Source organism: Nocardia tenerifensis NBRC 101015, from assembly GCF_000308715.1.
In the GTDB taxonomy this organism is placed as follows: Bacteria; Actinomycetota; Actinomycetes; order Mycobacteriales; family Mycobacteriaceae; genus Nocardia; species Nocardia tenerifensis.
Genome location: NZ_BAGH01000548.1, coordinates 1 through 10626, shown reverse-complemented (window position 1 = coordinate 10626; position 10626 = coordinate 1). Strand labels below are relative to the sequence as shown.

The 10626-nt window shown below is 69.7% G+C and carries 13 protein-coding genes; 6 read left to right on the top strand and 7 right to left on the bottom strand.

Features of this window, described 5'->3' with window-relative positions; genetic code table 11:
* On the top strand, window positions 1-1854 hold a 1854-nt coding region (locus tag ON39_RS36090), incomplete at its 5' end, for a tetratricopeptide repeat protein (RefSeq protein WP_157195578.1).
* A 141-nt stretch (window positions 1855-1995) separates the two neighbouring features.
* On the opposite strand, the gene ON39_RS36085 is transcribed toward ON39_RS36090, so the two are convergent.
* The 3 genes from ON39_RS36085 to ON39_RS36075 form a co-directional block, all read right to left on the bottom strand.
* Window positions 1996-2997, bottom strand: a complete 1002-nt coding sequence (locus ON39_RS36085) for a zinc-binding alcohol dehydrogenase family protein (protein ID WP_083894897.1) — start codon at window positions 2995-2997, stop codon at window positions 1996-1998.
* Between the two features lie 4 nt (window positions 2998-3001).
* Window positions 3002-3466, bottom strand: a complete 465-nt coding sequence (locus ON39_RS36080; protein ID WP_040740870.1) for a MarR family winged helix-turn-helix transcriptional regulator — start codon at window positions 3464-3466, stop codon at window positions 3002-3004.
* A gap of 134 nt (window positions 3467-3600) precedes the next feature.
* A complete protein-coding gene (locus tag ON39_RS36075; protein WP_051187538.1) occupies window positions 3601-4620 on the bottom strand; it encodes a sigma-70 family RNA polymerase sigma factor in 1020 nt (339 codons plus the stop codon).
* Between the two features lie 152 nt (window positions 4621-4772).
* Between ON39_RS36075 and ON39_RS36070 the strand changes: the two genes are divergently transcribed.
* From ON39_RS36070 to ON39_RS36060, 3 genes are read left to right on the top strand one after another with little or no spacing between them, the layout of a single operon-like run.
* Window positions 4773-5165, top strand: coding sequence for a PPOX class F420-dependent oxidoreductase (locus ON39_RS36070; RefSeq protein ID WP_040740869.1), 393 nt, complete (start codon window positions 4773-4775; stop codon window positions 5163-5165).
* Window positions 5166-5195: 30 nt separating this feature from the next.
* Window positions 5196-5750 (top strand): YdcF family protein, encoded by a 555-nt coding sequence (locus tag ON39_RS36065; RefSeq protein ID WP_083894896.1) that lies wholly within the window; start codon window positions 5196-5198, stop codon window positions 5748-5750.
* A gap of 25 nt (window positions 5751-5775) precedes the next feature.
* A complete protein-coding gene (locus tag ON39_RS36060; RefSeq protein ID WP_040740868.1) occupies window positions 5776-6507 on the top strand; it encodes a VIT1/CCC1 transporter family protein in 732 nt (243 codons plus the stop codon).
* Window positions 6508-6566: 59 nt separating this feature from the next.
* On the opposite strand, the gene ON39_RS47785 is transcribed toward ON39_RS36060, so the two are convergent.
* Genes ON39_RS47785 through ON39_RS46370 form a run of 3 tightly spaced genes read right to left on the bottom strand, consistent with a single transcriptional unit; the run spans window position 6567 to window position 7385 of the window.
* Complete coding sequence (locus ON39_RS47785) at window positions 6567-6743, bottom strand: CsbD family protein (RefSeq protein ID WP_083894895.1); 177 nt, start codon at window positions 6741-6743, stop codon at window positions 6567-6569.
* A gap of 9 nt (window positions 6744-6752) precedes the next feature.
* Window positions 6753-6908: a DUF6131 family protein gene (locus ON39_RS49780; protein WP_085998325.1), complete on the bottom strand. Its 156-nt coding sequence runs from the start codon at window positions 6906-6908 to the stop codon at window positions 6753-6755.
* A gap of 24 nt (window positions 6909-6932) precedes the next feature.
* The gene (locus tag ON39_RS46370) at window positions 6933-7385 is read right to left on the bottom strand and encodes a PepSY domain-containing protein (protein WP_051187536.1); all 453 of its coding nucleotides are present in this window, start codon (window positions 7383-7385) and stop codon (window positions 6933-6935) included.
* A gap of 127 nt (window positions 7386-7512) precedes the next feature.
* Here ON39_RS46370 and ON39_RS36050 point away from each other — a divergent pair, with 127 nt between their 5' ends.
* Window positions 7513-7707 (top strand): heavy-metal-associated domain-containing protein, encoded by a 195-nt coding sequence (locus ON39_RS36050; RefSeq protein WP_040740867.1) that lies wholly within the window; start codon window positions 7513-7515, stop codon window positions 7705-7707.
* A gap of 39 nt (window positions 7708-7746) precedes the next feature.
* Here ON39_RS36050 and ON39_RS36045 read toward each other — a convergent pair whose 3' ends face one another.
* Complete coding sequence (locus ON39_RS36045; protein ID WP_040740865.1) at window positions 7747-9324, bottom strand: Na+/H+ antiporter; 1578 nt, start codon at window positions 9322-9324, stop codon at window positions 7747-7749.
* A gap of 315 nt (window positions 9325-9639) precedes the next feature.
* Between ON39_RS36045 and ON39_RS36040 the strand changes: the two genes are divergently transcribed.
* Window positions 9640-10626, top strand: a 987-nt coding sequence (locus ON39_RS36040; RefSeq protein WP_040740872.1) for a cytochrome P450, incomplete at its 3' end; no start/stop codon positions are given.

Genomic DNA, 10626 nt, shown 5'->3' with positions numbered 1-10626 from the left:
GAGCCCACTCCCCCGGGCGCGGCGCTGGGCGGCTTCCTGCGCGCGCTCGGCGTCGCCGAGGGCGATATACCGTCCACGGTCGACGAGCGCGCGGCGGAGCTGCGAACGCGATTGTCCGGCAAGCGAATTCTCATGGTGCTGGACAACGCTCGCGACTACGCACAGGTCGCGCCGCTGCTCGCCGGGTCCGCGGTGCTGATCACCAGCCGGTCCGCGCTGACCGAGCTCCCCGCGGTGACCCGCACCCGGCTCGACGTGCTGGAGACGGCCGAGGCCATGGCGCTGCTCGTGCGCATTCTCGGCGCGGATCGCGTTGCCGCCGAACCGGAGTCGGCGCGGGAGGTGGTCGCGCACTGCGGCCTCTTACCGCTGGCGGTGCGCATCGTCGGCGCCCGGCTCGCGGTGCGGCCGCGGTGGACGATCGCGTCGTTCGCCGCCCGGCTCGCCGACGAGAAGAGCAGGCTGAGCGTGCTGAAGACGGGCGAGCTGGCGATCGAGGCAGTGTTCCGGCTCGGCTACGGTCAGCTGAGCGCTGCACAGGCAAAGGCCTTTCGCACGCTGGCCCTGGCGGACGTGCCCGACCTGTCCATCGACGCCATCGCGGCGATCCTGGGCATCTCCCAGCCCGAGGCCGAGGAGGTGTGCGAGTCCCTGGTCGATCTGAGCCTGTTGGAGACCGCCACGCCCGGCCGCTACCGATTCCACGACCTGCTGCGGCTTTTCGCGCGCAGCGTCGCCGACGAGGACGAATCCGACGTGCTCGCACGGGTTCTCGACTACCACCTGGCCAGCGCGAAGAATTTGCTCAGCGCGATCGACTACAGCAACACGACGCGGCTGGTCGTGCCGACCGTCGTGCCGGGGCGGGCGTTCGGGAGCGGCTCGGAAGGGCAGGCGTGGAACGACATCGAGCGTCCGGTCGTCATCGCGCTGCATCAGCAGGCGGCGCGGGTGGGCGGGCGCGCGCTCGACGTGGCGGCGGATCTGGCGTGGGTGATGGCCGAGCTGATGGACGCGGGCACCGCCGCCCGCGAGCTGTCCCGCGCGCTGGAGTCGTTGCTGGACACCGCGATCGCCGAGGACAACCTGGCCGCCGAGCGGCGCATCAGGACCGCGCTCGGCGCGCTGCTGCAGGTCGGGCTCGGCGAGGTGGAGGCGAGTCTGCCGCACCTGCACGCGGTCTCGGGCCCGCCGGGCAACGAGGTCGACCGCAGGCTGTCGGTGCTCGCGTCGGTGCTGCTCGGGGTCGCGGCGCGGCGGCTCGGCGACGCGAACGCCTCGCACCGGCACTTCGAGTACGCCACCCGGCTGACCCGCACGCTGGGCGACCGGTCGATGGAGGCCTGGTGCCTGGCCCTCGTCACCCGAACGTACTGCGAGGCAGGGCAATACGACGAGGCTTTGGCGATGGCACAGCGGGCCATCGCGCTGGCGAAGGAGGCGTCGAACCCGGTGGCGCTCGGCTGGGCGACGCACGAACTGGCCGCCACGCTGTCGATGCGCGGCGAGCACCCGCGCGCGATCGAACTCGGCACCGAGGCGGTGCGCGCGGCGCGGCGCAACGGGGTGCGGCTGTGGGAGGGCTGGGCGCGCACGCGGCTGGCGCAGATCCACCTGCACGCGGGCAATATGGTCGACGCACAGACCCAGTCCGCCTGCGCACTGCAGTTGCTGACCACGGCGGCCGACCCGATCGATCGGGCGCGGGCCATGGCGCTGCACGCGGCCGCGCTGGCGGCGCGGGGCAGTCAGGAGCGCGCCGCGCAGGAGTTCCAGGAGGCCGCCGAGATCTTCACCCGCGCAGGCCTGTCACCGCCGACCATCGACCGGCTGTACGGCACCGGCGCGCAGTAGCCGCCAACGAACGTTTATTCCATTTTTATCGGTTGCCGAACGGTGGCTGGCATCCTGCTGTGTCGATGCGAACGGTCGGCCGGCCCGCGTCGATGCACGCCCGAGGGGTGCGTGAGCGACGGCGCGGGCCTGTTCCGGCCATTACGGCGCGGAATCGAGGGTGACGACGAGTTTGCCGGTGGCGCGGCCCGATTCCATGTAGGCGTGGGCTTCGCGGATCTGATCGAGGGTGAAGACCCGATCGACCGGGATGGTGACGCGCTCGGCGGCGGCCGCGTCGAGGAAGTCTTGCAGGACCTCGGCGGGCAGGTCGCTCGCGTCGCCACCGTAGGCGGTGAGGCGGACACCCTGCGGGATATAGCCGAGCGGGTAGAAGTTCTCCACGATCCACTCGTTGGAGAGCATGCCGGTGAAACAGACGACGCCGTGAACCTTGGTGGCCCGCAAGGTATCCGGCAGGGTCGGCGTGCCGACGAGTTCGAGGGCGGCGTCGACCCCGTCGGGGCGGAGGCGGCGGACCTGGTCGGCGACCTCGCCGGTGTCGATCAGTACGTGGTCGACGCCGAGTCGCCGCAGCGCGTCGGCCTTGGCCGGATTCCGCGTGGTCGAGAAGACGGTGAGACCACGCTGTGCGGCGAGGATCGCGGCGGCCGCGCCGACCGAGGAGGTGCCGCCCCGGATCAGGATGGACTGGCCGGGGCGGACATCGAGACCGATGGTCAGCGAACCGTAAGCGGTTTGCAGCATTTCGGGCACGGTGCCGAGCGTCGGCCAGTCGAGGGCGCTGCTGAACGAGATGACCTGCGCCGCGGGCACGCAGGTGTACTCGGCGTATCCACCGTCGAAGGTGCGGCCCATGCCGCCCATCATCGCGACGACCTGACCGCCGACCTCGAATTCGCCTGCGGGGCAGGCCGCCACGACACCGGTCGCCTCGATACCGGGCACTCTCGGGAAGGTGACGCCCTCGGCGAGACCGAGCCTGGTGTGCAGCTCGGATCTGTTGAGCCCGAAGGCCTTTACCTGGATGAGCACCTCCCCTGGCCGCGGCGTCGGGACGGGCAACTCACGAATTCGCAAGGCCTCCACGGGCCCTGGGCCGTCGAGCACTACGGCTCGCATGGTGGCGGGTACAGCGGACATTCGGTTACTCCTTCGTCGGCTCCGCCGTCGGCGCGGCGGACAGGTTGGCGGCGCGCAGCAGCCGCAAGGTGGCGTCGAGCCGGTCCACGGAGTCGGCGCCGAGCACCGCGCCGATCCGTTCGGCGAGTTCGGCCCGCACGGACTCCGTCGCGGCGCGCAGCCCGCGAACGCCGCTGGGCGTCAGCGTGATTCGCGACGAGCGGCCGTCGGTGGGGTCGCGGCGGCGTTCCGCGTGCCCGGCGGCCTGCACCCGATCGACGATCTTGCTCGCGCCGCCCTCGGTGATGGTCAAGGCCTCGGCGATGTCGCGCACCCGTGCCCCGCCGGGCCGGTCGGCGACGCGCATCATCTCGAACCACGGCAGCGGCATCGCATGGTCGTCGCGCAGCCGCCGCTCGACGGCGTTCCACAGCAGGATCTCCACCCGTACCAGATGGTCGAACAGGTCGACCAGGTCCTCCTCGGCCACGACAGACTCCGTTCCGTGTCACAACATCTGACAACTCGCTACCTGATGCTTCAGTAGCTTCGTCATCGAATTTTCATTCCATGGAAAGGAACACGGCGGTGGGTGCCCGATATTCCCACCAAGGCGACCGGGGTCTATCGACCGGCGGGTCCCTCCTCGAGCGCAACGTCTTCCGCGACTGCACCGGCCGGATCGATGACCGCGGGAAAGCCGAACATTCCCACCAGCCCCGGGTCGCCGAAGACCGTGATCCGGGCGATCGAGTCCGCCGTGGTGGTCAGCACGGCGACGCCGAAAGCTCGGTAGACGCCATCGGTTTCGCGGTGATACGCGACCGCGGCGGGTTGCCCGTTGGCACTCGTTGGGTACATCGACCAGTCTCCCGGCGCGCCGATCGCCTGCGCCGCAAGGAAAGCCGCGCACGTGCGCTTGCCCGCGAACCAGGTCTCGGCGGGCGGCATCTCGATGACGGCGTCGCGGTGCAGCAGCCGCTCGAGGGCGGCGGCGTCGGAGTTCTGGAAGGCCGCCATGTATTCGTCGAGCAACGCCCGCTGCGCCGGTTCCGTCGGCGCGACGGCTTGCTCTGCGGCCGAGGCGATCTCGTCCAGCCGTGCCCGCGCCCGTTGCAGCGTGCTCTTGACGGCCGCGACGCTGGTGTCCAGGATCGTCGCCACCTCGGCGGCGGGCAGGCCGAGCACGTCCCGCAGCAGCAGCACCGCGCGCTGCCTGCCGTTCAGGTGCTGGAGGCAGGCGATGAGGGCCAACCGGAGGCTGTCGCGGGCGACGACCACGCCGGCCGGGTCCGGCGCCACCAGCGCGTCGGGGATCGGTTGCAGCCACCGAACCGAAGACGCGGCCGGAACCGGCTCCGCGTACGGATCCGCGCCAGGGGCTCCGAGCCCCGAGGGCAGCACCCGGCGGCCACGGTGCCGCAACGCGGTGAGGCAGACGTTCGTCGCGATCTGATAGAGCCAGGTGCGCACCGACGATCGCCCCTGGAAACCGTCGTAAGAACGCCAGGCGCGCAGATAGGTCTCCTGGACAAGGTCTTCCGCGTCGTGCACCGAGCCGAGCATCCGGTAGCAGTGCGCGAGCAGTTCCCGCCGATAGGGCTGGGTGCGGCGCGCGAAATCGGCGTCCGGTGCTCCCGTCATCCGCGAGGTCCTCTCCGGTCCGCGGCCCGCGCGTATCGCGGGCCGCACAGATAAGACGCGGCGCGATGAAGAAAAGAATCGGCCGACCCGATTCCTCGCCGCTCTATTCGCGGTCTCCATATCCGGATTCACTCGCGACAAGGAGACTCACAATGACCGTGCCACTCGAAACCGTCCGCACTTTGATCGACGGCCCGCACGCCGCGATCCTGGCCACCGCGAACGCCGACGGACGCCCGCAGTCCTCGGTGATCTTCGTCGACCACGACGACGACACCCTGATATTCAGCACGATCAAAGGTCGGCTGAAGACTCGGAACATGCTGCGCGATCCCCGCGTCAGCCTGCTCGTGCTCAGCAAGACCACCGGCGGATACGCGGAGGTCCGCGGACGCGTGACGATCACCGACGACCCGGAGAAGACTCTGCTGCACCGCATGTACACCAAATACATGAACGGCGCGACGCCGCCGCCCGAGCCGACGGCCGAGCGCCTGATCGTGCGGATCACCCCGGAGAAGGTGTACGTCTTTCCGCATGCGTGAGCGCGGCCGGACGCGGGTATCGTCGGGCTGGTGACCGGCCTGCGACGAGCTGGAATCTTCTTCGGAGCCCTGCTCGCCCTGGTCCTGCTGATCGGGCTCGCGGGCCTTCCGGTGTACGTCTATCCGCAGACCGATCCGCTGCGCAAGGCCGACGCCATCGTGGTGCTCGGCGGCACGGCCTACGAGCGCTTCGACGTCGGGCTCGACCTCGCGCGGCGCGGATACGCGCCCACGCTGCTGATCTCGCGCTCGACCGGCCTCGACGACCACGAGATGGACCGGTACTGCGCGGGCCGATTCGACTTCACCGTGAGCTGTTTCGTCCCCGACCCGTGGACCACCGAGGGCGAGGCGCAGGAGATCGGGCGGCGGGCCCGGCGCTACGGCTGGCGGCACATCATCGTCGTCACCTACACCCCGCACGTGTCCCGGGCCCGCTACATCGTGTCGAAGTGCTTCGACGGCGAGCTGACCATGGTGGCGAGCCCGAGCGCGTCGGGCCTGCGCTTCTGGTCGTGGATGTACATCCGGCAGTCGGCGGGCTATCTGCGGGCGTTTCTCTCGCCGGGGTGCCGATCGACCTGACCGGACTTCGCTTAGTCTTCGCAGCATGGAGGAGACGACCGGCGAACCCGCGGGCGCGCACCCGCACGAGCCCCACACCGAGGGGCTGGCGTCCAAGCTGAACTGGTTGCGGGCCGGCGTGCTCGGCGCCAACGACGGCATCGTGTCGACCGCGGGCCTGGTCGTCGGCGTCGCCGCCGCGACGACCCAGACGAGCGCCGTGTTCACCGCGGGTATAGCGGGGTTGTCCGCGGGCGCGATCTCGATGGCCGTCGGCGAGTACGTGTCGGTGAGCACCCAGCGCGACTCCGAGCGGGCCCTGCTCGCCAAGGAACAGCGCGAACTGCGCGAGGAGCCGGAGTTCGAATTGGCCGAGCTGGCGGGCATTTACGAGGCCAAGGGGCTGTCCGCGGCGACGGCGCGCAAGGTGGCCGAGGAGCTCACCGCACACGACGCGTTCACCGCACACGCCGAGGCGGAGCTGGGCCTCAACCCCAACGACCTGACCAATCCGTGGCAGGCGGCGTTCTCCTCGGCGGTGGCGTTCACCCTCGGCGCGCTGCTGCCGCTGCTCGCGATCCTGTTGCCGCCGGTGCCCTTTCGGATTCCGGTCACGTTCGCCGCGGTGCTGGTGGCGCTGGCGGTCACCGGCTCGGTGAGCGCCGGGCTCGGCGGCAGCGCGCGCGGGCGGGCGGTGTTGCGCGTGGTGATCGGCGGGGCGCTGGCCATGGCGGTGACCTACGGGATCGGGCAGCTCGCGGACGTCACCGGAGTCTGACGGCAAACGAAATGGCCGCCGAGGAGCTTGTTCGCTCCTCGGCGGCCATGGCCTTCGGGTCAGCGCTTGAACGCGTCCCTCAGTTTGCCCGCGGCGCGTTTCATGTTGCCGCTGGCCTGTTTTCGTCGCCCCTGGGCTTCCAGGCGGCGGTTGCCGACCGCCCTGCCGAGATACTTCTTCGCGTTACCCCGGGCGGCCTGCACCTGGTGCGCGAGTTTGTCTTCGAGCCTGCTCATGACAGGCCCCTAGTAATACCAGCGACGACCACCGACCGGGCGGCCGACCGAGCCGGCGATCATGAGCACCAGGCCGATGACGAGAATGATGATTCCTGCGGTGGTGAGCAATCCGATTCCGAGCAGCCACCCCGCGATGAGGAGGACAAGTCCGAGAATAATCATGGTCGTAGTTCCTTTTCTCGATGATTATTTCGACGCCGACGCCTGCACGCGGGACGTGCTTTCGACGCGCGGTGTGTCACCGGCCGGAGCCGTGGCCGGGCGGCGCACGAATCGACTCCAGACGGGTTCGCGGTGCGGCTGCGGTGCGGGCTCCTTGCGGGCCGGCGGTGTGCCGTCCGCGAGATCGCGCCGGACCGCCGCCATTTCGCGGCGGGATTGCCTGAGCTCACGTCGTGCCGCCATGTTCCGGCGGGAGATGCGCCAGACGCCGGTCAGTAGCAGGGCCAGGCCCAGCATGCCGACGGCGCCGAGGACGATGCCGTAGCCGAACAGCAGGCCGCTGGAACCGTGGAAGTGGTAGTCGAAGACGGCGAAATCACTTGGTAGGAAGTTGGCTTCGCCGTTGTTGGCCACCACGCCCGCGACCCCGACGATCACTGCCGCGATCAAGACGACGAGCCCGATGATGATGATCATGACAATCCTGTTGTGTCGAGTTGTATGACACCCCGGCTATTCCCGGCGAAACGACCACCAAACGTAGTGAATCGAACTCGACTGTTCGCCGGCGTTTACGCACGTCGATTCGGTCTATTCGACCTGCATGAGCACGTACACCATTACCTTGCACAACGTCACCCGCGAGTCCGCCTCCGCCATCGAGTCCACGTTGCGCGGCGTCAACGGGGTCGATTACGTCGACATCGACGTGCCGTCGGAGTCCGCCACCGTGAACTCCGACCTCACCTACAACGAGGTACTGGAGGCGATCCGCAACACCGGCGTAGCGGCCAGCTGAATCACGTTGCCCGCCCGTCCCTCTCGGGCACCGGCCGGATCAGCGGCGACCGAGGTCGAGCCGTTTGGTCACCCGGTCGACGAGGTCCGGCGGCATGCCGGGCTCGCGGCGGGCGTTGAGCGCCTCGCGGCGACCGGCCTCCACGACCTCCTCGCGAATCGCGCGTAACTTCTTGGCCTGCTTCGCGTTTCGCACGGCCTCGGAGCGGGCGTCCGCGTCGGCGGCCTCCGGGTCGGCCCGCGCCATGCGCTGGCGGAAACCGTCGCGCAGGCGCTCGTAGAGTTCGTCGGGCATATTCTGCTCGGCCGCAATCGCTTTCAACTGTGCCAGCTCCGCCTTGATGACGCGCTCCCACAGTTGGCGTTCGAGTTCGCGCTCCCGTTTGGTGTCCGCGTGCACGCCGGTGAGGCGGACGACCAGCGGTAGCGTCGGCCCCTGCAGCAGCAGGGTGAACAGGACGACGACGAACGCGGTGAACAGGATCTCGGTGCGGCCGGGAAAGTCGGCGCCGTCGTCGGTGACCAGCGGAATGGCCAGCGCCAGTGCGACGGTCGCGACGCCGCGCATGCCCGCCCACCAGGTGACGATCGTCTCGCGCCAGGTGTAGGGCTCGTCGGCGTCGGCGCGCCGCCACCACGACCGGCCGATCGCCCAGGTGGTCATGAGCCAGATCAGGCGCAGGGCGACGACCACCGCGACCACGGCGCTCGCGCCGCCGAGCAGGGTCGGCCAGCGGCCGCCGGTGGCCTCGAGCACCGCGCCGAGTTCCAGGCCGATCAGTCCGAAAGCGAAGCCGCTGATCAGCATTTCGGTGATATCCCAGAACGAGTCACCGACCAGTCGGTAGTCGGAGTCGCTGAACTCCGTGGCGGCGTCGGTCAGATAGAGCGCGCACACCAGCACGGCGAGCACGCCGGAACCGTGCCAGTTCTCCGCGAGGCCGTACGCGGCGAACGGGAGCAGCAGGCTCAGCGCCACCTGCCAGGTCGCCACGCCGAGATAGCTCGTCAGCTTGCTGCCCGCCCACCCGAGCAACAGTCCGACGGCCACCGCGACCACCGCCGAGACCACGAACTCCGCTGCCGCGTGCGGCGCCGAGAACCGTCCGGTCACCACGGCCTGGATGGCGACGCCGTAGATCACGATGGCGGTGACGTCGTTGAACAGGCCCTCCCCGCCGAGCACCACCACCAATCGCCGCGGCAGGCCGAGGCTGCCCGCCACCGCGGTCGCCGCCACCGGATCCGGCGGGGCGACCATGGCGCCCAACGCGACCGCCGCCGCGATCGGCAGCCCCGGGTACCAGGCGTGGAAGATCGCGGCCACCGCCGCGGCGGTGGCGATGACGAGGCCGACCGCGCGCAAGGCGATCGGCCCCCAGTTCTCCGCGAACTGCCGCCACGAGGTGCGCCGGGCCGCGGCGTAGAGCAGGGGCGGCAGCACGAGCGGCAGGATCAGATGGGGCGGAATATTGATCTGCGGCGCGAATGGAATCAGCGCGACCACGCAGCCGAACACCGTCATCAGCACCGCCGAGGCCACATTGAGCCACTTGGCCAGCGGCTCGGCCAGGATCGCGGCCAACAGGATGACGAACATCAGCACCAACTGGTCCATGACCGTCCAGTCTGCGATCTCGCCCGCGAGTTATCCGCCCGCCGCGCCGTACGATAGCCGCCTAGTGCCTCGTCCAGGAACGTCGGTGCGTTTATCGGCGGTCTGGGGCGTCCACTGGCAAGGCGGAGGAGGAGCCGATACCGGGGTTGTATCGGCGACGACGACAACGCGGCCAGCGGGCGTCCCAGACCGTCGAGAAACGTGCCGAAATTTCTGGACGAGGCACTAGTTGCCGATCGCACGGGTCTGCCGGGCACCGGCTGCGGGCCTCGATCCGTCGAGAACCCTTGACCCGCAATGCGGGAGGATGACCGGGTGACGGAGATTTTCGGCCCCGGATTCGCGGCGGACCCGTGGCCGACGCTGCGGCGGCTGCGCGACGAGGGCGGAGTACATCGCGTCCGGACCCCGGACGGGCCGCCCGCGTGGCTGGTGACCAGGTACGCGGAGGTGCGCGCGGGGCTGCTGGACGATCGGCTGCCCGTCGACATCCGCCGGGCCGACGGCGAGGACTATCGCGGATTCGCGCTGCCGCGGCCGCTGGACACCCTCGTCACCGCCGAGCCCGCCGATCACGCGCGCCTGCGCCGGATCGTCACGAACGAGCTCTCCCCGCAGCGACTGGCCGACTGGACGCGGATCGCGCCGGATTTGGTGGATTCGTTTCTGCGGGAGCTCGATTCGGACACCGAGGTCGAGCTCGTCGCGCGATTGGCAGTCCCACTGCCCGCCGCCGTCCTCGGCGAGCTACTCGGCCTGGGCGAGGCCGAGCGCGAAAGTCTGCTCGGCTGGGCCGAATCCACGCTGCTGCCCTCGGCCGACCCCCCGCGCGCCAGGGACACGTTGACCACCATGCTCGCGATCATCGGCGCGACAACCGAACACGCGCGCGCGACCCGTGGCGACACCCTGCTCGGCCGATTGGTCACCGCGCACGACGAGACCGGGTCACCCTCGGCGGACGAACTCGCCGGGCTGCTGTTCTACCTGTTGTTCGTCTGGTATGAGGTGCTGGTCGATCTGGTCGCCGGATCGGTGCTGACGCTGCTCGGCCGCCCGGATCAGCTGCACATCCTGCGCACCACGGCCGAGAAACACGCCGCGGTGGACGAATTGCTGCGCTACCTCTCGCCGCAGGTTCTCGCCGGCCCGCGCTTCGCGACCGCCGATCTGACCATCGGCGATCAGACGATCCGCGCCGGACAGACGGTGCTGCTGTGTCTGGCCTCGGCCAATCACGACCCCGAAATCTTCGGCCGCCCCGACGAATTGGACCTCGCGCGCGCACCGCACGCACAGCTC

Bases quoted from the DNA above. Each gene is read 5' to 3' on its own strand.
- ON39_RS36085 (WP_083894897.1), bottom strand. From the start codon at position 2,997: ATGTCCGCTGTACCCGCCACCATGCGAGCCGTAGTGCTCGACGGCCCA.
- ON39_RS36075 (WP_051187538.1), bottom strand. From the start codon at position 4,620: ATGACGGGAGCACCGGACGCCGATTTCGCGCGCCGCACCCAGCCCTAT.
- ON39_RS36070 (WP_040740869.1), top strand. From the start codon at position 4,773: ATGACCGTGCCACTCGAAACCGTCCGCACTTTGATCGACGGCCCGCAC.
- ON39_RS36060 (WP_040740868.1), top strand. From the start codon at position 5,776: ATGGAGGAGACGACCGGCGAACCCGCGGGCGCGCACCCGCACGAGCCC.
- ON39_RS47785 (WP_083894895.1), bottom strand. From the start codon at position 6,743: ATGAGCAGGCTCGAAGACAAACTCGCGCACCAGGTGCAGGCCGCCCGG.
- ON39_RS49780 (WP_085998325.1), bottom strand. From the start codon at position 6,908: ATGATTATTCTCGGACTTGTCCTCCTCATCGCGGGGTGGCTGCTCGGA.
- ON39_RS46370 (WP_051187536.1), bottom strand. From the start codon at position 7,385: ATGATCATCATCATCGGGCTCGTCGTCTTGATCGCGGCAGTGATCGTC.
- ON39_RS36050 (WP_040740867.1), top strand. From the start codon at position 7,513: ATGAGCACGTACACCATTACCTTGCACAACGTCACCCGCGAGTCCGCC.
- ON39_RS36045 (WP_040740865.1), bottom strand. From the start codon at position 9,324: ATGGACCAGTTGGTGCTGATGTTCGTCATCCTGTTGGCCGCGATCCTG.